The 21,239-nt window shown below is 63.6% G+C and carries 19 protein-coding genes and 1 tRNA gene; 8 read left to right on the top strand and 12 right to left on the bottom strand.

The genetic code is table 11. The annotated features are described in order from the left end of the window. Positions 1-35: 35 nt before the first annotated feature. Positions 36-848, bottom strand: coding sequence for an alpha/beta fold hydrolase (locus tag SO140_RS34425; RefSeq protein WP_449382174.1), 813 nt, complete (start codon positions 846-848; stop codon positions 36-38). 2 nt (positions 849-850) lie between these two features. Continuing rightward, entirely contained in the window at positions 851-1,669 is an 819-nt protein-coding gene (locus SO140_RS34420; RefSeq protein WP_449382173.1) for an alpha/beta fold hydrolase, read from the bottom strand. A gap of 134 nt (positions 1,670-1,803) precedes the next feature. Between SO140_RS34420 and SO140_RS34415 the strand changes: the two genes are divergently transcribed. Beyond that, on the top strand, positions 1,804-2,346 hold the full coding sequence (locus SO140_RS34415; RefSeq protein ID WP_449382172.1) for a methylated-DNA--[protein]-cysteine S-methyltransferase: 543 nt from the start codon (positions 1,804-1,806) through the stop codon (positions 2,344-2,346). Between the two features lie 115 nt (positions 2,347-2,461). On the opposite strand, the gene SO140_RS34410 is transcribed toward SO140_RS34415, so the two are convergent. The 4 genes from SO140_RS34410 to SO140_RS34395 all read right to left on the bottom strand — a co-directional run bounded on the left by SO140_RS34410 (position 2,462) and on the right by SO140_RS34395 (position 6,051). After that, positions 2,462-3,331 carry an MBL fold metallo-hydrolase gene (locus tag SO140_RS34410; RefSeq protein ID WP_449382171.1) on the bottom strand — a complete coding sequence of 290 codons (870 nt, stop codon included), beginning with the start codon at positions 3,329-3,331 and terminating at the stop codon, positions 2,462-2,464. 15 nt (positions 3,332-3,346) lie between these two features. After that, a complete protein-coding gene (locus SO140_RS34405; RefSeq protein ID WP_449382170.1) occupies positions 3,347-3,958 on the bottom strand; it encodes a glutathione S-transferase family protein in 612 nt (203 codons plus the stop codon). Positions 3,959-4,144: 186 nt separating this feature from the next. After that, on the bottom strand, positions 4,145-4,987 hold the full coding sequence (locus SO140_RS34400) for a fumarylacetoacetate hydrolase family protein (protein WP_449382169.1): 843 nt from the start codon (positions 4,985-4,987) through the stop codon (positions 4,145-4,147). A 212-nt stretch (positions 4,988-5,199) separates the two neighbouring features. Continuing rightward, entirely contained in the window at positions 5,200-6,051 is an 852-nt protein-coding gene (locus SO140_RS34395; protein ID WP_449382168.1) for an MBL fold metallo-hydrolase, read from the bottom strand. A gap of 110 nt (positions 6,052-6,161) precedes the next feature. Here SO140_RS34395 and SO140_RS34390 point away from each other — a divergent pair, with 110 nt between their 5' ends. Further along, a complete protein-coding gene (locus SO140_RS34390) occupies positions 6,162-6,638 on the top strand; it encodes a DUF3775 domain-containing protein (RefSeq protein WP_449382167.1) in 477 nt (158 codons plus the stop codon). 154 nt (positions 6,639-6,792) lie between these two features. On the opposite strand, the gene SO140_RS34385 is transcribed toward SO140_RS34390, so the two are convergent. Next, entirely contained in the window at positions 6,793-7,575 is a 783-nt protein-coding gene (locus SO140_RS34385) for an SDR family oxidoreductase (RefSeq protein WP_449382166.1), read from the bottom strand. A 123-nt stretch (positions 7,576-7,698) separates the two neighbouring features. Continuing rightward, complete coding sequence (locus SO140_RS34380; RefSeq protein WP_449382165.1) at positions 7,699-8,211, bottom strand: CvpA family protein; 513 nt, start codon at positions 8,209-8,211, stop codon at positions 7,699-7,701. 110 nt (positions 8,212-8,321) lie between these two features. Here SO140_RS34380 and SO140_RS34375 point away from each other — a divergent pair, with 110 nt between their 5' ends. Then, positions 8,322-9,083: an SDR family NAD(P)-dependent oxidoreductase gene (locus SO140_RS34375; RefSeq protein ID WP_449382164.1), complete on the top strand. Its 762-nt coding sequence runs from the start codon at positions 8,322-8,324 to the stop codon at positions 9,081-9,083. 176 nt (positions 9,084-9,259) lie between these two features. On the opposite strand, the gene SO140_RS34370 is transcribed toward SO140_RS34375, so the two are convergent. After that, positions 9,260-10,852, bottom strand: coding sequence for a GMC family oxidoreductase (locus tag SO140_RS34370; RefSeq protein ID WP_474801119.1), 1,593 nt, complete (start codon positions 10,850-10,852; stop codon positions 9,260-9,262). 501 nt (positions 10,853-11,353) lie between these two features. Between SO140_RS34370 and SO140_RS34365 the strand changes: the two genes are divergently transcribed. Next, positions 11,354-11,430 (top strand) — tRNA-Met (locus SO140_RS34365). Between the two features lie 79 nt (positions 11,431-11,509). On the opposite strand, the gene SO140_RS34360 is transcribed toward SO140_RS34365, so the two are convergent. Together SO140_RS34360 and goxA are read right to left on the bottom strand one after the other, a co-directional pair. Beyond that, entirely contained in the window at positions 11,510-12,619 is a 1,110-nt protein-coding gene (locus SO140_RS34360) for an NAD(P)/FAD-dependent oxidoreductase (RefSeq protein ID WP_449382163.1), read from the bottom strand. A gap of 6 nt (positions 12,620-12,625) precedes the next feature. Further along, positions 12,626-14,593 carry a CTQ-dependent glycine oxidase GoxA gene (gene goxA, locus SO140_RS34355; protein ID WP_449382162.1) on the bottom strand — a complete coding sequence of 656 codons (1,968 nt, stop codon included), beginning with the start codon at positions 14,591-14,593 and terminating at the stop codon, positions 12,626-12,628. Positions 14,594-15,133: 540 nt separating this feature from the next. Between goxA and SO140_RS34350 the strand changes: the two genes are divergently transcribed. The 3 genes from SO140_RS34350 (at position 15,134) to SO140_RS34340 (ending at position 19,729) form a co-directional block, all read left to right on the top strand. After that, complete coding sequence (locus SO140_RS34350; RefSeq protein WP_449382161.1) at positions 15,134-15,499, top strand: hypothetical protein; 366 nt, start codon at positions 15,134-15,136, stop codon at positions 15,497-15,499. A 536-nt stretch (positions 15,500-16,035) separates the two neighbouring features. Further along, positions 16,036-18,114, top strand: a complete 2,079-nt coding sequence (locus SO140_RS34345; RefSeq protein ID WP_449382160.1) for a glycosyl hydrolase 108 family protein — start codon at positions 16,036-16,038, stop codon at positions 18,112-18,114. 70 nt (positions 18,115-18,184) lie between these two features. Further along, positions 18,185-19,729: a glycoside hydrolase domain-containing protein gene (locus tag SO140_RS34340; protein WP_449382159.1), complete on the top strand. Its 1,545-nt coding sequence runs from the start codon at positions 18,185-18,187 to the stop codon at positions 19,727-19,729. A 147-nt stretch (positions 19,730-19,876) separates the two neighbouring features. Here the strand turns inward: SO140_RS34340 and SO140_RS34335 are convergent, their stop codons facing one another. Continuing rightward, positions 19,877-20,959 (bottom strand): serine hydrolase domain-containing protein, encoded by a 1,083-nt coding sequence (locus tag SO140_RS34335; protein ID WP_449382158.1) that lies wholly within the window; start codon positions 20,957-20,959, stop codon positions 19,877-19,879. Here SO140_RS34335 and SO140_RS34330 point away from each other — a divergent pair. Then, on the top strand, positions 20,958-21,239 hold a 282-nt coding region (locus tag SO140_RS34330), incomplete at its 3' end, for a hypothetical protein (protein ID WP_498543735.1). The genes SO140_RS34335 and SO140_RS34330 overlap by 2 nt on opposite strands.

Below are 21,239 nucleotides of genomic sequence, written 5' to 3'. Positions count from 1 at the left end.
CTCTCCCCGCAGGCGGGGAGAGGCGATGGGAGCACTTATCCCGCCAGAAACTTGCTCACCACCGCGGCATACTCCTGCGGCGCCTGTTCGAACATCCAGTGCCCGGCCTTCGCAATCACCGCGGTTTTCGCGCCGGCGATGTGCTCGGCCAGCACGCGCCAGATCAGCGACAGACTCCCTGTCGTCGCGCCGCCACCGATCAGCAGCGTCGACGTCTTGATCGCCTGCGCATCGGCCAGCGTGTAGGGCTTGCGCTGCTCGTTGATCTGGCCGAGGAAGGTGACGACGTTGTCGCGCAATTGCTGCTTTGCGACCGCCGGCACACGCCGCCAGGTGCCGTCGCCCTCGATGCCCTCATAGAAATTCCGCAGCGCGCCTTCGATGTCGCCGGCACGGATCATCTCGACCGAGCGCGCAGTGCGCGCGGCGAGCGGCGGATGCGCAGGCGTGCCTGCCGGGACCGGCAGGCTTGCGTCGAGATCGCCGCCGGGCTCGGCGAGGACGAGCTTGCGCAACAGGTCGGGCCGCGCCTGCGCCACGCGAAACGCGATGTGCCCGCCGCGCGAATGCCCCATCAGGTCGACCGGCGCGCACCCGATTTGCTCGATGAAGCCGATGACGTCGGCGACATGCTGGGCCATCTTGTAGTCCTCGCCGGCACCGTTCCAGCGCTCGGGAAAGAAATGCCGCAGGCTGACCGCGATCACGCGGTGGTTTTTCGAAAGCGGGCCGAGCACCGAATACCAGGTCCGGAAATCGCCGAGCGTGCCGTGCACGCAGACCAGCGGCGGGCCTTCTCCGACTTCGAGATAGGCCATGTCGTATCCGTTGACGTGAACAGTCTGCATGATCAGCCCGCCAGGAAATCCAGCACCACGTCCGAATATTTTTGCGGCGCCTGCTCGAACATCGGATGCGTCGTGTTCTCGATGATGGCCGTCTTAGAGTAGGGGACATGCGCACCGAGTGCGTGCAGCACTTTCGGTAGCGGGCCTTTGGTCCGGGCACCCAGGATGAACAGCGTCGGCATCAGAATCGATTCCGCATCGGCCTTCGAGAATGGTGATCGATTGTCCCTGACCTGGCCCATTAGCGTATATGCGTTGTCGCGCAGAGTCTGCTTCACGGTTGCCGGCAGTCGCGGCCAGGTGCCCGCTCCCTCCAGCGTATCCACGAACACGGCGAGGCCGCCGTCGACGTCGCCGGCGGCGATCTTCTCCGCGGCGGCCGTGAAACGCGCCAGCAGTGGCGAGCGGCCGCCTCTGTAGTCCGGATCAAGGCTGCCATCCAGCTCGCCGCCGGGCTCGGCGAGAATCAGCCGGCGCAACAGATCGGGCCGCGCCTGCGCCACGCGAAAGCAGATGTGCCCGCCGCGGGAATGGCCCATCAAATCGACCGGACCGGTCTCGACCTTCTCGATGAAGGCGATCACGTCATCGACATGCTGCGCAATGGTATAGGTGTCGCCGACACCATCCCATTGCGCGGGAAAGAAGTGCCGCAGGCTGACGCAGATCAGCCGGTGGCGCTGCGACAGCGGTCCGAGCACCGAACCCCAGACCCGGAAATCGTTGAGCGAACCGTGCACGCAGACCAGCGGCGGTCCCGCCTTGGCTTCGCCCACGTCGAGATAAGGCATGTCATATCCGTTGACGTGAAGGCTCTGCATGAAGGCTCTCGAGGGTGCGGAACTCCTGTGCAAGATTCCCGGAAACCGGGTGGATCGCAACTATTTCCAAGCCTAGATTGCGCAGGAAGATCACAAGCGGGGGCCTGCGACGAGGAAGAGCCAGGAACCTAGTCATGACCGACCGCCATTTCGTCCTGTTCGAGACCAAAATCGGCCTGTGTGCCATCGCCTGGGGCCCGCGCGGCATCAACGGCGTGCAACTGCCGATGGGCGGCGAGGACAAGATCCGCACCCGCATCCACCAGCGCCATGCCGAGGCCAGCGAGGCCGAGCCGACCGCCGAGGTGCAGCAGGCGATCGATCGCATCGTCAAACTGCTCGATGGCGAGCCGGATGACCTCACCGACATTCCGCTCGATTTCGACGGCGTTCCCGACTTCAACCGCGGTGTCTACGAGGTCGCCCGCACCATCCCGCCAGGCAAGACCATGACCTACGGTGATATCGCAAAACGCTTGGGCGGCGTGGAGCTATCGCGCGATGTCGGCCAGGCGCTCGGCCGCAATCCCTGTCCGATCGTCGTGCCCTGTCACCGCGTGCTCGCCGCCGGCAACAAGCCCGGCGGCTTCTCCGCCAATGGCGGCGTGGTGACGAAGCTGAAAATGCTCGAGATCGAAGGCGCGCTGGTGAACCACACGCCGAGCCTGTTTGATTGACACGCCGCTGCCTCAACCACAGGGTGGGCAAAGGCGCGCAGCGCCGTGCCCACCCCTTCGGAGGAGACAGAAAAGGTGGGCACGCTTCGCTTTGCCCACCCTACCGCATCTCGCCTTAAACCGCCGCACATACGAACGCATTCCCCTTGCGCCGGATCTTGCCGCCGGACGGCGAGGGGAAATGCGCGGTGCAGCACAGCGTGTCGGTGTCGCAATAGCGCTCCAGGAAGCTGCGGCGCGTCTTTGCGGCTTGCGCCTGGTCGACATCGAACTTTATCGACAGCTCCGGATAGAGCGTCTGCAGCGGCGAGTGCATGAGATCGCCCGAGAACACGGCGTCGTCCTTGCCGCGGCCGAAGGTGAAGGCAACGTGGCCGGGCGTATGACCCGGCGTCGGCAGGATGCGAACGTGATCGCCGATCTGATGATCGTTGCCGATCAGCTCATGGCGTTTGGCTTCGACCACCGGCAGCACGCTGTCGACGAAAGGCGGCACGGGCGCCTTCGCGTTCTGCTCGGACCAGTAGTCGAACTCCTGCCTTGCGAACAGATAGCGCGCCTTGGGGAAGGTCGGCACCCAGCGCCCATTCTCCAATCGCGTATTCCAGCCGACGTGATCGACGTGCAGATGCGTGCACATCACGAAGTCGATGTCATCGACCGAGATACCGGCGGCGCCCAGCGCGCGCAGGTACGTGTCGTCTGTCTTCATGTTCCATTTCGGCCGATTGGGCCGCGGCTTGTCGTTGCCGATGCAACTGTCGATCAGGATGGTGTGGTGCGGCGTCTTCACTACGTAGGACTGGAAGCACAGCATCAGCACATCGTCGTCGTCGAGCGCCTTCGCCTGCTTCATCCAGGCGCGGTTCTCGGCCAGCACCTCGGGCGTGAGTCCGGGCAGCATTTCCAGCGCCGGCACGAACGAGGTTTCCTGCTCGATGACGCGATGGATGGTGAGATCGCCGACCGAGAATGTGAGGCTCATGGGAACTCCCGCGGGTTACGCCGGCGGCGGCACCGAGATTTTCACGGAAGGCCGCTCCAGCATCTTTTGATGAAAAGCGTCGAGCTTCGGATAGGCCTTGCGCCAGCCGCAATCGGCGAAACGGAAGTCGGCATAGCCGAGCACGCAAACGAGGCCGATCTGAGAGATGTCGAACGGACCGTTGAGGACTTCGGGCCGGTTCTCGAACCGCGCCATGCCGGTCCAGGCCCGGTTCCAGTGGTCGTCGGACCAGGCCTGCCATTGCAGGCCCTGCGGCCGCACCATCCTCTCGTAGCGGCACAGCAGCATGGAATCGAGCATGCCGTTGATCAGCGAATGATCGGTCTTGGCCGACCAGCGGCGCGGGCCGTAATCCGGGATCAGATTGCCGCCGGCGAGCTCGTTGAGATATTCGACGATGACGTAGGAATCGAGGATCACCTCGCCATTGTCAGTGATCAGCACCGGCAGCTTCTTCAGCGGCGTGATGCGCGAATAGTCCTCATTCGCCTGTCCCGGTGCGACGGTTGCCGGCACGAACTCGATCTTGTCGACGAGCCCGAGCTCGATCGCGGCGATGCGCACCTTGCGCGCGAAGGGCGAGGCGGCGGAGAAGGTGAGCTTCATGCGGAATAACCTCTGTCAAAACATGCAGTCCTCATCCTGAGGAGCGCGCCTCTGGGCGCGCGTCTCGAAGGATGGGCAACGAGAGATGCTCTCGCGTCACCCGGCGCAAGACGTCGGATGACCGTGTTCCTGGCTCATCCTTCGAGACGCGCGCTTTGCGCGCTCCTCAGGATGAGGACGGAGAGCCTACGCCGCGACGATCTCCTGGCGCTGCTCGCCGAGGCCTTCGATGCCGAGCGCGACGACGTCGCCGACATTGAGGTAGGTCGGCGGCTTCATGCCCATGCCGACGCCGGGCGGCGTACCGGTCGTGATGATGTCGCCGGGCAGCAGCGTCATGAACTGCGAGACATAGGAGACGCACTTGGCCATGGTGAAGATCATGGTCGCGGTCGAGCCGGTCTGGCGGCGCTGGCCGTTGACGTCGAGCCACATCGACAGGTTCTGTACGTCCTTGATCTCGTCCCTGGTGGCAAGCCACGGTCCGAGCGGACCGAACGTGTCATGCGACTTGCCCTTGGTCCACTGACCCAGGCGCTCGGTCTGGAAGTTGCGCTCGGAAACGTCGTTGCAGACGCAGTAGCCGGCGACGTAGTTCAGCGCGTCGGCCTCAGAGACGTATTTCGCACGGGTGCCGATGATTGCGGCGATCTCGACCTCCCAGTCGAGCTTGGTGGAGCCGCGCGGTTTCTCGACCGGATCGTTGGGACCGGAAAGGGCGGTGTTGGCCTTCATGAAGATGATCGGCTCGGTCGGGATCGCCGCGCCGGTCTCCTTGGCGTGATCGCTGTAGTTGAGGCCGATCGCGACGAATTTCGAGATCCCGGTGACGGGGGCGCCGAACCGCGGCTTGCCCGAGACAGCCGGCAGCGAGGCCGGATCGAGCGCTGCGAGCTTCTTCAGGGACTCCGGCGAATAGGCCTCACCGGTCAGGTCCTTCAGATGGGCCGAGAGGTCGCGCAGCTGGCCGGATTTGTCGATCAGTCCGGGCTTTTCTGCACCCTTTTCACCATAACGAACAAGCTTCATTCTCGTCTCTCCCTGGATGGACTGGCCGGTTAAATAGCTTCATGGAACAGGGCGGCGGGAATTTCAACCGCCTATGGGCCGGTGCATTGCAGCCCTTCCCTGTAGGGTGAGCAAAGGCGCGGAGCGCCGTGCCCACCATCTCTCCACGACCGCGACAGAAGGGGTGGGCACGCGGAGCCTGTCATCGGGCGCGCGTTCGCGCGACCCCCACCCTACGATTGCAGCGCCACGAACTTGAACGCTTCCTCGTCGCGTTTGATTTGCCCGCCGGAAAAATGCCCGCCGATCACCAGCGATGGTGTATTGGCGAAGCGCGAGAACAGCTCACGTCGCGTCCTGGCTGATTGTTGCGGGTCGGAATCCACCGTCGAGCACCAGTCGAGATGCGCCATCTGGCAGGGGTGGTGGGCGGCGTCGCCCGCGAGCAACGCCTGCTCGCCGCCGGAGCGGATCAGGACGCTCATATGGCCGGGGCTATGGCCAGGCGTCGGGATCATGCTGATCTCCTCGCACAGCCGGTGATCGCTTGGGATCAGGTCGGTGAGGCCGGCGTCCACGATGGGCTTCACGGAATCGTTGAACACGGCCGCCTTGTCCGGTTCGGTCGAGTGGTCCCGCCAATACTCGTATTCTGTCCTGCCGAACACGTAGCGGGCGTTCGGGAAGGCCGGCATCCATTGGCCGCCAACGAGCTTCGTGTTCCAGCCGACATGATCGACATGGAGATGCGTGCACAGCACCGTATCGATGCTGTCGGGCGCAAAGCCCGCCGCCGTCATCGTCTCCAGAAACGGCGTGTTGCGGTTGTTCCAGGTTGGGACGTTACGGCCCTGCTTGTCGTTGCCGAGGCCGGTGTCGACGACGATGCGGCGCGACGGCGTCTCCACCACCAGCGAATGGATCGACATTTTCAGCCGGCCCTCCGCGGTGGCGAAATGCGGGATCAGCCAGGGCAGCTTCCGGATTTCCTCATTGCTTGCCAGCGGCAGGATGAAGCGCGTCGATCCGACCGTCTCCATTTCCACGAATTTGGTGATCCTGACCTGGCCTATGGTCCACTGCATCCGGCGCGTCCTCTTGTTCTGGTTGGCGCGGACATTGCGGGTTTCCGCCAGGCGCTGCAATGGATCATCCGGTGCGATGCGGCGTTATCGGGGGAACCCAGGAGGGAGCCATGCCGGAGCTAGCGATTTCCGCCGAGAAAGTCGCCTTCTTGATCGAGAAGGCGCGCGAATACGACGTCAAGGAGACGGACTCCGATCCGGACTCCGGGTCAAATCCGACCGATGACGATGCAATCGACGTGCTCCAAGACGACGGCTCCGATCCGGTCGGCCGCGAGATTACAAGCTTCATTGCCGCCCTGAACGAGGACGAGCAGATCGATCTCGTTGCGTTGATGTGGCTCGGGCGTGGCGACGGCGGGCCGGACGATTGGGAGGACTTGCGCGCCCGCGCCGTCGAGGCGCGTACCGAGTACCAAAATCCTCGACGAGAAACCGCGCACTATCTCCTGGGTGAGCCGATGCTGGGCGACCTGCTCGCCGATGGCCTCGACGCCTTCGGCGTCGACTGGACCGACGAGCGCCCGAGCGCAGATTCGTCGGGCTTCAGCGAGCGCGACGAGGATGAGCCCACGAAGCGGCGGTGATGAAAGCTCCCTCTTTGCCTGCGACAGGCATTCTCGTGCATCGACGAGAGGTCGTCATGGCCGGGACAAGCCCGGCCATGACGATGTGGAAGCTTCGGCGCCCAAGCTCTCACCTCATGCGATCGCCTTCGCAAAGGTGGCGAGCGAAGGAGTCTTACAGCGTCCCCGGAAACGCGCCGCCGTCGAGCAAGATGTTCTGCCCGGTGATGAAGCCGGCCCTGGCGCCGCACAGGAAGGCGCAGGCGTAGCCGAACTCGTCGGGATCGCCGAAGCGGCCGGCAGGATTGAGCTTTGCGCGCTCGGCGAGAAGCTGCTCCGGCTTGATGCCGCGCTTGTCGGCTTCGGCCTTCGCCGTGCCGCGCAGACGATCGGTCTCGAACGGACCCGGCAGCAGGGCATTGATGGTGACGTTGTTGATCACCGTCTTGCGCGACAGGCCGGCGACGAAGCCGGTGAGGCCGGCGCGCGCGCCGTTGGAGAGACCCAAGATCTCGATCGGCGCCTTCACGGCGGCCGAGGTGATGTTGACGATGCGGCCGAACTTGCGTGCCATCATGCCGTCCACCGTCGCCTTGATCAGCTCGATCGGGGTGAGCATGTTGGCGTCGATCGCCTTGATCCAGTCGTCGCGGGTCCAGTTGCGGAAATCGCCGGGCGGCGGGCCGCCGGCGTTGTTGACCAGGATGTCCGGATCGGGGCAGGCCTTCAGCACGGCCTCGCGTCCCGCCGGCGTCGTGATGTCGCCGACGATCTCGGTAACCGTCACGCCCGGATGGGCCTTCCGGATCTCCTCGGCCGTTGCCTTCAGCGCGTCCGCGCCACGCGCGGTCAGCGTGACATGCACGCCCTCATTGGCGAGCGCCACGGCACAGGCGCGACCGAGGCCCTTGCTGGACGCGCAGACGATTGCGCGGCGACCCTTGATCCCAAGATCCACTGGTTCACTCCTGTGATGTCTGGCAGGTTTGGAGGCGCCACTGTAGCCAATCTCACTCCCGTTGATAAGAGACGGGCCGTTGCCAAAATGCATGGCGCGCCCGCGGAAGAAGGTCACACTGCGTCAGATGGGCCGCTCCCTCTTGATGCGATCGATGGCGGCCGCGGCTTCAGGCGGCAGAGACTTGAATCCCATCTGTCCGGCAGCGGAGAACAGCGGGCGCAATTGCGACCCCACGAGGAACGGAGGCTGCCTGTTGGCGGGCACCAATTGATCGAAGACCAGGACCAGCGTTGTCGCGACGAGGCCGACCCGGACGGCTCCGAGCGCTGCGCCGCCTATGCGGTCTCCGAGCCCGGCTTCGCCGACCGCATCATCCAGCGCGGCGCGGCCGAGATGTCCAAGCGTCATGCCGGTTGCGACGAAAACGCCGAAGAACAACACCCAGCCCTGAAGCAGAGGCGAGGCGGTCTCACCGGCCACGTGGGGTGCGATGAGCGACACCAGCCAGATCGAGATCGGTGCAGCCAGAAGATAGGCCAGGATGGTCATCGCACTGCGCAGCAGGCCGGTCCTGAAGCCGAAGCCGATCGCCACGGCCAGCGCTGCATAGACCGTGAGATCGAAACTGTTCATGAGCTGCGCCCTGCCTGCATGGAACGAGTGAACGGCGAACCCATCATTCCGGTTTCAGATCACTAAAATGGTCTGTATCTATGCGGGGGGCAGACCCTGGGACCTTCGCCATGTCAGACGTATTCGACGTCAGTAAAGAAACCATCCTCATTACCGGCGCCAGCCAGGGCCTGGGGCGCCAGTTCGCGCGCGTGCTGGCCGCGCACGGCGCCGCCGTCGTGCTCGCCGCGCGCCAGACGGACAAGCTTCGCGCGCTCGAAACGGAGATTCGCAGCAAGGGTGGGCGCGCCGCGGCGATTGCGCTCGATGTCACCGACACCGCATCGATCGCAAGATCGGTCGATGCCGCGGAAGCTGCGCTCGGTCCCATCACCGTGCTGATCAACAATGCCGGCATCGCGATCGAGAAGCTCGCGACCGAGCAGACGGAAGCGGACTGGGACGCCGTGGTCAGCGCCAATCTCAAGGGCGCCTATTTCCTCAGCACCGAGCTGGCGCGACGAATGATCGCACGCAAGCAGCCAGGCAACATCGTCAACATCGCCTCCGTGCTCGGCACCGGCGTGTTGAAGGCGGTCTCGCCTTACGCGATCTCCAAGGCCGGCATGATTCAGGCGACCAAGGCGATGGCGCTGGAGCTCGCCGGCCAAGACATCCGCGTCAATGCGCTGGCGCCCGGCTATATCGACACCGAGATGAACCACGATTTCTGGTCGACGCCGGCAGGCGAGCGCCTGGCCAAGCGCATCCCGCAGCGCCGTGTCGGTGCCGAATCCGATCTCGACGGCGCGATCCTGCTGCTCGCCTCAAAAGCGTCGCGCTACATGACGGGTAGCGTGGTGACGGTGGATGGCGGTTTTCTGTTGAGTTGATCCGTCTCGTCATCCCGGACAAGCGTAGCGAAGCGGAGCGCAGATCCGGGACCCATACCCCCAGGGAGATGTTTGACGAAGACTCGTGATGATCAATTTCGCGCCAGAAACTACTTCCTGGGGTAATGGGTCCTGGCCTTCGCCAGGACGACCGTGATGAGATTGCGCGACTTACGTCACCGCATCTCCTCCTTGATCATATCCGCCGCCTTCTCGCCGATCATAATCGTCGGCGCGTTGGTGTTGCCGCCGATCAGGGTCGGCATGATCGAGGCATCGACGACGCGCAGACCTTCGAGGCCGTGCACCCTGAGCTTGGGATCGACCACCGCGAGCGGATCAGTGCCCATCTTGCAGGTGCCGACCGGGTGATAGACGGTGTCGACGCGCTGGCGCAGGATGGCGCGGATATCGTCGTCGGCTTTCACATCGGACGTGAACATGTCCTTTTTCTGCAATGCGCGCAGGGACGGCGTCTCCATCAGCCGCCGCGTCGTCTTGTAGCCGGCGACCATCGCTTCCAGATCGGCGGCCTCACCCAGGAAGTTCGGATCGATCAGCGGCGCCTGCGCGGGATCGGCATTCTTCAGCGCTACGCTGCCGCGGCTCTGCGGCCTGAGCAGGCAGACGTGACACGAGAAACCCGCCTCCTTGTGGCGCTTGCGGCCGTGGTCGTCGAGCATCGCAATGACGAAGTGCAACTGGATGTCGGGCAGATCGAGATCGGGCCGCGTCTTCAGGAAGCCGCCGCATTCGGCAAAGTTGGTGGTCATCAGACCGCGACGCTCGCGGCGGTATTGCCTGATCGCGCGGAGCAGCGATGGCAATCGACCGAGCGAACTGTGCACGAAATGCGGATAGTCGGAGGCGTAGACGAAGACGAAATCCGGATGGTCCTGGAGATTGCGTCCGACGCCCGGCAGATGATGCACGGCGCCAATGCCGTGCGCGCCTAGAGCCTCGCCGTGGCCTACGCCCGACAGCATCAGGAGCTGCGGTGACTGAAACGCGCCCGAGGCGAGGATCACCTCGCGTCGGGCGCGCAGCTGCTTCCTCTGCTTTCCCTGCATATATTCGATACCGACTGCGCGGGTGCCTTCGAACAGGATCTTCGTCGCCTGCGCCCCCGTCTCGACGCGTAGACTTGCGCGTGTTCCGATGTGCGGATGCACATAGGCGCGCGCCGCGCTCCAGCGCTCGCCATTGTGCTGCGTCACCTGGTAGCTGCCGAGCCCTTCTTGGTCCTCGGCATTGAAGTCCTCGCGCACGCGAAACTGCGCCTCGCGCGCGGCCTGCAGGAAGACGTCATGGATCGGATTTTCGGAGCGCAGCTTGTTGACATGCAGGGGGCCACCCTTGCCGTGATACTCGCCGTCGAAATCGGCATTGTTCTCCGCGCGCTTGAAATAGGGCAGCACGTCCGCGTACGACCAGCCGGTATTGCCGAGCGAGGCCCAGTGGTCGTAGTCCCACTTGTTGCCGCGGATGTAGACCATGGCGTTGATCGCCGAGGAGCCACCTAATCCCTTGCCGCGCGGTTGATAGCCGACGCGGCCGTTCAACCCCTTCTGCGGCACGGTGTCGAAGGCCCAGTTGGCCGCGCTGTATGGCAGCGCGAGCCCGAAGGGCGTGGTGATCCGCCAACTGTCGTTCCTGCCGCCCGCATCGAGCAGCGCGACCGAGGTCTGCGCATCCTCAGACAGCCGCCCCGCCACCGCGCAGCCGCCCGAGCCCGCGCCGATCACCACGAAATCGAATGTGTCAGTCATTGTTGTTTTCCCCCACTGAACATTGCCGTCATGCCCCGCGAAGGCGAAGCCGGGGCATCCAGTACGCTGCGGCTTTTCGGTTCAGGCTCTGCCGTCTCTGGAATACTGGATCGCCCGGTCAAGCCGGACGATGACAGTGGTGTCTTGTGGCGGCGCTCTAATCCAGCAGCCCCCGGTGGCACAACCGGGCGTTTCTCAGGGTTTGGGACATGGCGTTTCCCCGTCATCTTGTTGCCGCAAGCTGGTCCTTTGCGGAACTTATGGCAAGTGCTGGCTTTTTCCGCCCCTCACGGGTGCATTTTGCCTGTCATAAAGTCGAAAAAAACGTTCCCTCGGGCCTTTCCAAAGAGCCTCGCGGTTGATACATAGCCCTCGCACCCGACGGGCTTGGCCCCGGGGTTGCCTTCCAAGGAACCCTTTGGGACGCGAAAGCAAGCCACGCGACGAGCGCTGGTCCTTCGACCGTCCCCCAGATTCCCGAAAAGGCGTGCAAAAGCTTAACGCGGGGTGGAGCAGCCCGGTAGCTCGTCAGGCTCATAACCTGAAGGTCATAGGTTCAAATCCTATCCCCGCAACCAAATTCGGACTTTACCGGTTCCGATGAGAAAATGGCCCGCCTCGCGCGGGCCATTTTTGTTTTGGGACCGGACGAGCGGCTCAGGGTGTCGCAATCGCAGGCGAGATGGTCTGGAGCGAAACGTCGTTGCGTCGCTGCCAGAAGGGCGCGTTGGGAAAGCGACGTTCCGATGCATACATTGCGCGCTGCGTGACCAGATAGGATGCGATCCCTTCCAGAAACTGTCGCTCGTAGCGCCGGGATGCCGTTGTATCCCGCGCGAGGGCACCGGCTACGCTCTCGGCGGCCTGGATGCCGCTCCATAGCGCGGTGGCAAGACCGTTCGCTCCCAGCGGATCGAGCGCAGTCGCGGCATCGCCCGCCCGAATGATGCGATGGTCGACCATCCCTGACATGGTGGTGGTGCTCGCCGGCGCGAACTCTAGGTGCGCGCACGCAGCCATGTCGATGCCGAGGCTCGTCACGCGCGCGGAGATCGCATGGGTGTGCGAAACCATATCGGCCCATAGAGTCATGTTCTTGCGCAGGCCCGCCGGGAGCAGGTCCGAATCCGTGAAGAAGCAGAGCAGGATGCGGTCACCCGGCAGCATGGACATGTACCACCATCCCGCCGCGACGGCCTCGACGAGCGTCGCCGGCACGGCTTCGACATCCTGCGCAAGCTCGAAAATGCCGTAGCAGGCCACGAGCTTGTCCAGACGCCGAAGCGGTGTTTCGCCCCCGGACGTGATCGAGGCGCGGCCGGAGCAGTCGACAACGAACTCTGCTTCGATCGAGGCGCCATCGGCAAGATCGACAACGACGTGGTCCGACGCCCGCGAGAGCCGACCGGCCTCCGCGCACTGTCGCGCGAGGCCGTCGGCATCGAGCGTCTGGGCCATGCGGGTCTCCAACCGCTGCCGGTCGATATGCCAGCCCGACGCTCCGTCCTGGTGAAACGCATCCCGCCGCAGCGTGGTGCTGCCCCACACCGAATAGCGCCCCTGGCACGCGATCGCGGTCTCTGCGTCGAGCAGGCCAAGCCAGCCGAGCCTTTCGAGATGGGGAGATGCTCGAAATGAAAGCGTTTCGCCGCGATTGGCGACGTCATGACCGGGCGCAATGAGAAGCGGACGGCATCCCCGCCTGAGAAGGGTGCGGGCACAGGCCATCCCTGCCATTCCCGCACCCAGAATCACGACCTGATGCATGTGCGTCTAGGAGCGGTCTTTGACGTTGGAAAGATCCAGTGTGCCGCGTTGCACTTCGACGAAAACGTCCTTGGGAATGCCCGGGACATCCTTCGGACCGGCACGGCGCACCACGACGCCCATTTGCGTCCACAGCTCGATCATTCGCCGCAATCCGTCGGTGTAGCTGGCCTCGACATGCAGGCCGATGCCGGCCGCCCCGCGCGACCAGGCAACCCGCGCGTGGTAGAAGCGCAGCCGCTCTTCCGCCGAAAGATCCGCGCGCATCATCTGCTTGTAGAAACCTTCCGGCAGGACGTCGACGGGAAGCAGCGCAGGCCACCAGACCGGCGTCGGGAAACCGTCCGCCGTCAGGACTGACTGGCAGCTGAATGCATCGCCCTGCCAGGGAACGCCCATCCATCGCGTGAGATCGCCCGGTGCCTGCGGCCCCACCGGTGCGCCAGCCTCCTTCCGATCGGGATGACCGGAGAAGACATTCTGCGGATTGAGCTGCAATCCGACATCCTGCACGAGGCTCTTCCGCGTCGAGATCGCGATGCGGAAGGGAAGCGGTGTTTCCGTCGTGGACCGATACAGCTCGGCATGGCGGACCGGCCATGTGATCTCGACGCCCGGATGGAATGCGCCACCCGAGCAGGCATCCAATGCCGCGCGCGTGAGCGCCTCCGGTCGGAGCGGCAACGGCATGTCGTCGAGCTTCTCGACCGCGTTGGCGGCCGCGTCGTTGAGGTCGTCGGTGAACTCGCCTTTGGCCCAGTGGCTCAGGATCTGGTACTGGGTCGGCGTCAGCGTGAGCCAGCCGGTCGGGCTTCCCGGGAAGTTGACGCCATCCCCGAGCATGGGAGGCAGCGCGTCGGAGCGCCGGTCTTTGCCGCCGGGCTTGCGGAATGCGGCCAGAACCTTCTCACGCGCGGGACGCGCTTTCTCCGCGGGGTCCGCCAGCGACTGCACGACAGCGGGATCTGACAGATCGTCGAGATCGCTCCAGGCCTTGCTGAGATAGGACGCCTGCACGATCCATTGCATCATGCCGGAGCGCCGCAGGATCGGAAGCACATCCCGGCGAAACGACACCGCGGCGGACACCGGCTTCATGTGCCCCGACGCGATCATGGCTTCGCGCGCCGCGTCGTAGAGACTGACGATCGGCTCGATCTGCGGCGCGAATTTCGGACCGCAGCAGACGACCCAGGCCGGCTCGCAGGCCATGTCCGCGCCTCCGATCCAGACGCTGGCCTTCACCCAGCCGTCGCACCAGTCGTCATGCCATCCGTCATTGTTGGTGAAGTCGCGCACCGGGTTCTGCGGCAGGGCGGAATTGGAGATGCCGTCGGCGGGAAAAACCAGCAGCCGCCCGGCCTCGTCGGTGCGCAGATGACCGAGCGTCACCGGCATCGTCTTCCAGAACTTGCCGGCCATGCGATAGGCCGCGTCACGGCCATCGGCGTTCTTCGAAGCGCCGTCGATCCGGACTGGACCTGCGTCGATCACCAGCATGTCTTCGCGGCGGGCCGGCTCGATGGCGGCATTGCGCAACGCGCCGGGAATGCCCGGCGCATTGTCGCCGCCGTCCATTGCGTTCGAATAGCCGTACCAGGCCGCCTTGGTGTTCGCCACATGCACGGTCCATCGCAGGCCGTCGGCTTCGCCGAGCTCGCGCACGACGCGGCCCTGATCATCATAGCCGTAGACGCGAAAGCGCTGGACCTGCTTCTTGATGCGGCTCGGTCCCTGCTTGAATCCGCCCGCGGGCTCATTCATCAGGCCCGGCACTTCAGGCGCGAGGAACCATTCATCGCCATTGCCGACGCGCGAAAAGCCGATCGCCGGAAAAATCGCCGCGCGCACGATGGTCGCACCGGCAGGCGCTTGCGCTTGCTGAGCCAGCGCCGGCAACACGGCCGCCCTGAACAGTGCAGGCGCTGCAAAACCGACGGCGGATGCGCTGATCAGGAAGTCACGGCGTTTCATGAGCGAATGTCTCCGGTTGATGACCCGCGAAGATTGATGGAGCGATCACTAGGTAGAAATCTTTAACGTGTGGTTGTCTGGCGTTGCGGGACTGCAAAAAAGCAACCTCCGGTGCCTTCTGCCGCGCGCACCTGGAGCATGATCCGGACCCGAAGGGCCGCGTTAGCGCAAAGTGTGGAGCGGTTTTCCCTCGCGACAAACGCGGAACGCGTTTGCGCGGAGATCATGCTCAATCAACAACCTGAAGCGCGATGACGATTCATCCTGATCTCATCGCGCTTTAGGCTTTCTTGTTGCGGAATGTTGCTGGCGGGCCCGCCCGCCAAGAGCAGCCAACTATCGGACATCTTTAGGACACCCTCATTTTCGAGTACCTAACCGAATCGAAACCAATGGCGCAGGGAGTACAGAGCGTTGATACGAATTGGCTGTTACAAGCGGCAGATCAGAGCGGCCGTCCTCGGCTGTCTGCTGCTCGCCTCATCGCATGCGAGCGCAACGATCGATGGTCTTGCCGGGACGTGGTCCGGGAACGGTTCCATGAAGCTCTCGGAAGGGGGCCGCGAGCGAATTCGCTGCAAGGCAAGCTACGTGGTCAAGAAGCCCGAAAAATCCATGAGCTTCGAGCTGAAATGCGCAAGCGATGCCTACAAGATGCTGCTGTCCGCCCAGATCGAGCAGGAGGGCTCCACGCTTTCGGGCAACTGGTTTGAAAGCGAGTATCGCCAGGGCGGCAAGATCACCGGAAAGAGCTCGGACGGACTTGTCGAGGCAAGGATCGAAGGCAACACCGTCGCCGCTTTCGTGACCATTCGGACCAAGGCCAACCATCAATCCTTCGCGCTGGAATCGCCGGGGGCCTGGGCCTCCGAAGTGTCCGTCGAGCTGGACCGGGTCAGCAACTGAGTTGGGGGCCGTCTCGCGTCCTTTGCTGGCGGTGCTGATCGCGGGATGCCTTGTTCGCGTCCCCCGGTGCTCTCGCATATGGCGGTTGAGAGGCTGCGAAGGGTCCTCGGCCTCATGGTTCGAGACGCGCCGCAAGCGGCGCTCCTCACCATGAGGGTCTAGATTTTCGCCGCGACGAGACCTCATCCTGAGGAGCCCGCCAAAAGGCGGCCGTCTCGAAGGATGGGCCGCAAAGACATCACCCGCAAAGGCATCGCCCTCCACGATCTCCCCGATACGCGATCGGCCCTGCCGCTGTGCGGGGAACGCGATCGCGTGCGCCGTCGCGATGGACGATTTGCCGCAAGTGATCCAGTTCACATTCAGCGTGACGGTCCTTGCTGTAGCCTAAGGTTGCATTTGTAGAACGCCTATTTCGAGCAAGTCCTTGAAGTCGCACGGGCTGAAACGCCCACGCGGCACGCAGTTCTTTAATGAGCGCATCCCCTGTCTCGAGTCCGTGCCGTGGCTGACGAGCAGGCGATGGAGGGGGCAGCATGAGCGAATCGACCGCCCAGCAACGCGTGAACTGGAAGACATTCGAGTGCGCCGAACACGCGATGGCCCGCATCGCGTTTGGTCCCGACGAGATCCTCGTCGCGCCCCCGACGGCTGATGCCTGGCAGGCGCTGTCGATGGTGCTGGCAGCCCATGGCTACAACATCAGGACAGCCGATACCGACAGCTACAACTGCCGCGCCATTACCGGCGGCACCGAGAAGAGCCTGCACGCCTACGGCATTGCACTCGACGTCAACTGGACGACCAACCCGTACAAGGAGACCTCGGACCAGCGCAAGGTCCGCTTTTCCGACCAGCCGACGCAGGATCTGCGCGCCCAGGACGTCAAGCGCAACCTTGCCGACACCGACATGACCCAGGCCATGATCGACGACGTGCTTGCGATCAAGACGGTCAACAAGAAGCGGGTGTTCGAGTGGGGCGGCAACTGGATCAACATCAAGGACACCATGCATTTCGAGATCGACGTCAAGCCCGACGATCTCGCGACGGGCATCGACTGGGGCTCCGTGAAGGGCGTAGTCAACGGCCGGCCGGTGCCGGACCGGCTGATGGAAACGCGCGGCGGCGGGACGCCTTTGCAAGGCGACATCGCGCTCGGAAATTTCGAGAAGGTGCATGCCCTGATCGAGAAATGGGAGGGCGGCTACACCAATCATCCGCGCGATCCCGGCGGCCCGACCAACATGGGCATCACGCAGAAGGACCTGTCGGCCTGGCGGCATGCGCCGGTCACCGCCGATGACGTGCGAAACCTCACGCGGGACGAGGCGCTGCAGATCTTCCGCGCCAACTACTGGACGCCGGTGCATGGCGACGAGATCCCGCTGCCGGCCGCCCAGGTCGTCTACAACACGGCCGTTCTGAGCGGGACGACGCGCGCCATCCGTTTGTTGCAGCAGGCGCTGGCCCGTGGGCAGAACGGGCTCGCGGTGGACGGACGCATGGGGTCGCTTACGATAGATGCCTGCCTTGCCGCCGATCAGAAGATGCTCGTCGAGGACTATTGCTCGACCTACGAATCCTATCTGCGCAGCCTTGCCATCTTCGACACGTTCGGCCGCGGCTGGCTCAACCGGCTCGCCGAGATCCGGCAGACCGCGCTCGGATGGGCGGAAGCGCCAGAGATCAGTGTGGACGTCATGCCGCAGCGGGAGCTGCAAACGACGCCCGTGCTGGGGACGACCGAGCTCAGGTTCGGCGACAAGGGCGCGCTGGTCGAGGGCCTGCAGCGCAAGCTGACGGAGCTTGGCTATTCGCTGGGCGAGATCGACGGCCAGTTCGGCACGCTGACGCGCGAGGCGCTGCTGGCGTTCCAGGCCGACAACAACGTATCCCCGACCGGCGTCCTGGATGCGGCCACCCAGGTCGCGTTCGCCCGGCCGCAGCCGCGACCGCTCTCGCGCGATCGCCTCTCCGCGACGTCGGACGATCTGCGGGCGAGCGGCTCGCAGACCATCAAGGCCGCTGACAACACCAAGATCGCCGGCTGGATCTCGACGATCCTCGGCGCGCTCGGCATCGGCAACAGCGCCGCGGTCCAGGTCGTCAACAACAACGTGGCTGTGCCCCCGGCGCCCAATCTGTCCCAGTTCCTGACAGAAGTGCAGAAGCTGCTGACGTCACCCCAGCTGCGTGCCGATCCGGCGAACACCCAGCAGGTGCTCGATGCCGCCAAGCAGCTGCAGAATTTCAACGTCAAGCAATTGCTGTCGCCGGAAAATATCCAGATCCTCGACAATATCCGTGGGCTGATCCCCGCCAATGTCATCAGCTCAAATCCGGCACTCGGCAATTTCTTTCAGATCGTCGACGGCGCGCGCGGGTTCACGCAGTTCCACACCATCTTCGACGCCTTGCCGGGGATGTTCGCCAACGACTCGACGCTTCAGCTGCTGTCGAAGGGGCTGTCGGCCGTGGCGGGCAGCGTGATCCCGGGTTTCGGCGGATCGCTCGCGACGCTCGCGATTGGCCTTGCCGCCAATTATTTCAGCAATCGCGTCATTGAGGCCCGCACGCGCGACCACGTCACGGGCGCCAACACGAACCGATGACCATGTACGACACCCAGCAAGACAGTCATGTCGGCCGCAACGGCCAATCCGTCCAACTCGGGGGCGAGCCATGATCATTGACACCAACATGCGGACAACTCCGCGTCTGGCTTCGCTGAAACAGAACGGCGTCGATACCATCATCCGCTATTATTGCCGCAACACGCACCAGCCCGAGAAGCGGCTGACGCCCGACGAAGCCGACGCCATCGTTCGCGCCGGAATGAAGCTTGCCATCGTCTATCAGGGCGCCGGCGATTCCGCGGCATCGTTCTCGCAGGACGCGGGTGCCAAGGACGGCGCCTACGCGCGCGATTACGCGGCGAACGTCATCGGTCAGCCCACAGGTTCAGCGATCTACTTCGCCGTCGACTATGACGCCTCCGATGCGGACATCCGCACGCGCATCGTTCCGTATTTTCGCGCGGTTCGGCAGGTCCTGACGGGCGGGGCGGGCGCTCCCAGCTATCAGGTCGGGGTCTATGGCAGCGGCGCAGTGTGCCAGGCACTGCTCGCGGCCGGACTGGTGTCGTTCACCTGGGTCTCCCAATCCAGCGGTTTCAACGGCACGGCCACCTTCCTGCGCTCCGGGCAATGGAATCTGCATCAGCGGCTGCCTTCGACGTTATACGGCCTCAGCGTCGATCCGAATGACCCCAATCCGCAACGCCCGCAGTTCGGGGCGTTCAACGCTCTCACGGGCGCACCTGCGCTCGCAAACATCGGCGTGGCGGGCAATTACGCGCCGCTGCCATCCCTGAGCGCGACGTTCGTGCAGCAACAGCTCCAGCGTCTCAACTACCCGCCGGGTGCGATCGACGGCGACTACGGACCGCTGACGCGCGCGGCGCTGCTCGCGTTCCAGGCCGACAACGATCTGCCGCTGACAGGCGTGGCGGATGCTGCGACCGCGGCCGCCTTCGAGACCGCGCGCCCGCGTGCGCTCGACCCGAACCGCGTGCGGGCGACGGCCGACGATTTGCGCAAGATGGGCTCCGTGACCATCAAGCAGGCGGATCATACCAAGACAGCGGGGTGGATCGCGTCGATCCTCGGTGTGCTCGGCATCGGCAACAGCGGCATCGTCGAGATGGCGAATTCGGCAGGTGCGCCGGTGGTATCAGCGCCGACCGGACAATTGCCGCAGGGGTTGTTCAAGTTTCTGGGCGACCTGCAAGTTTTCCTGTCGTCGCAACAGCAGACGGACAAGCTTGATCAGATCAAGGAAGGTCTCCGCCAGCTGCAAGCCGTCGACCTGAAGAACCTGATCACCCCGGAAAACGCCAATGTGCTGCAGCAGCTGAAAGCGTTGATTCCGCCTGATGTGCTCACCAAGAACCCCGACCTCTCCAAGGTCCTTCAGCTCGCCGACATCGCGCACCAGGCGAGGCCACAATTGCAGACGGTGTTCGACATGCTGCCAAGCTTTTTCACCGACGGCACCGCCTTGCAGGTCCTGGCGAAGGGCGCGGCCGTGGCCGCATCGTCGATGATTCCCGGCTTCGGCGGCAGCCTCGCCGCGCTCGGTATCGGCCTTGCCGCCAACTATTTCGGCAACAAGATCATCCAGGCCCGCGTCGCGGATCATCAGACTGGTGCTAACAGGGGGCTGTAGCAGTCGCAGTCGGGACGGTGATACTTGGCTGCCGAACTAGGGCGCGTACTCATCAATCTTCGTCGATGTCCGGTTCGCTTCGACACCGACCGCCTTTGCGAAACCGCAGCAAATGTCGCGGTGGGCCAGAAACAGACACATGGAAGGCTAGGATATGCTCGCCAGAACCACCTCACTCAGAACACGTGTAGGAGGGACCCCCTGGTCGTCGGCCCCATAATTTCCAGATGTCAAGGCAATGATTAGCTGAAGGGCAGGTACAATATACAAACGCTGTCCGCCTTCTCCTTGCGCCATCCACATGCGTTCCAATCTTCCTACGGCCCATCCTTTTGGTTTCCCGAATGCCACATCGAGCAAAAACCATTGATAGCCGTAACGTCGCATCTCGTCGCAACTTACGATAGGCGTAGTGCAGCGCCGAATCCACTCAGCAGGCACAATCTGACGGTCGTCTTGCCGACCGCCGTGAAGCATCAACGTCCCAATCTTTGCGAGGTCGCGAACGGACATGCGAGCGCCTGACGCTGCGAATGGCTCGCCGTCTGGTCCGACGGCCCATTCAGTGGGACCCATACCGAGCGGCTCGAAAAGAAACTCGCGCGCGAATTGATGCAGGGACTTGCCTGACCCTTTGGCAATCAAGCGAGCGAGCAAGGCCGTCGCGCCGCCGCAGTAATTCCAATGCATCCCCGGAGTGTCGATGGCCGGGCGCTCCAATATGTAACGGTAGCGGTCTGGCGCGTTGTCCATTGCGATTTCGCTGTTGCGTGGATCAGCATAGGACAGGCTGCTTTCATCCCAATCCGTACCCATGGTCATTGAGAGAGCATGGTGAACAGTCACGCGCGAGCGCTGCTCGTTGGCGAGATCAATATACTCCGGAAAAGCCGTAAGCAGGCTTACCTCTGGCGCCGGTACCTTCCCAAGTTGAAGGGCGATTCCGTAGAGCAACGCCACAATGCTTTTCGAGCAGGATCGCAGATCATGCATCGCACTCGCGTCAAATTTGACCGTGCCGAGATCGCCGACGCCTCTCTCGCGATCTTGCCCCTCGAAATAGCGCTCAACAATTAGGTTGTCGTTCTGAACAACGACAAGCCCGTGGATGTTCCAGACACGCCGCTCTGCAACTGCCTGATCGAGCCTTCGGATCACATCGGTTGCGAATTTGTCAGAAAGGTACGTGGGCGATTGCTGCCCCAATGCCGGCAGGATCGGCGCCCCCATGGCCACTGTTCCTATTCCTGAAAGTATTTGGCGACGATTTGGCATGGCCGAAGCACCTCGTCTGGGAGTATCGCTTTATAATATCAACTTGCCCGTGAATGCCAGCTACGGGTCAAAGTCGGCGTTTTGGACCGCTGCCACTTCCGGTCTACACCCGACAGCCGACGCTTGGACGAGCTTCGAGCCGGGCAGCATCGGGCCAGAGGACTTGTATGGGGCGATTGGTGTCAAGCGCTTTCGTTATTGGCCATCTCCTTGTTCGGCCGGGCTGCGACATCTC

It is taken from the genome of Bradyrhizobium sp. UFLA05-108, from assembly GCF_059803455.1.
Note: the sequence above shows the minus strand (reverse complement) of the source record. Positions and strands in the feature narration are given on the sequence as shown.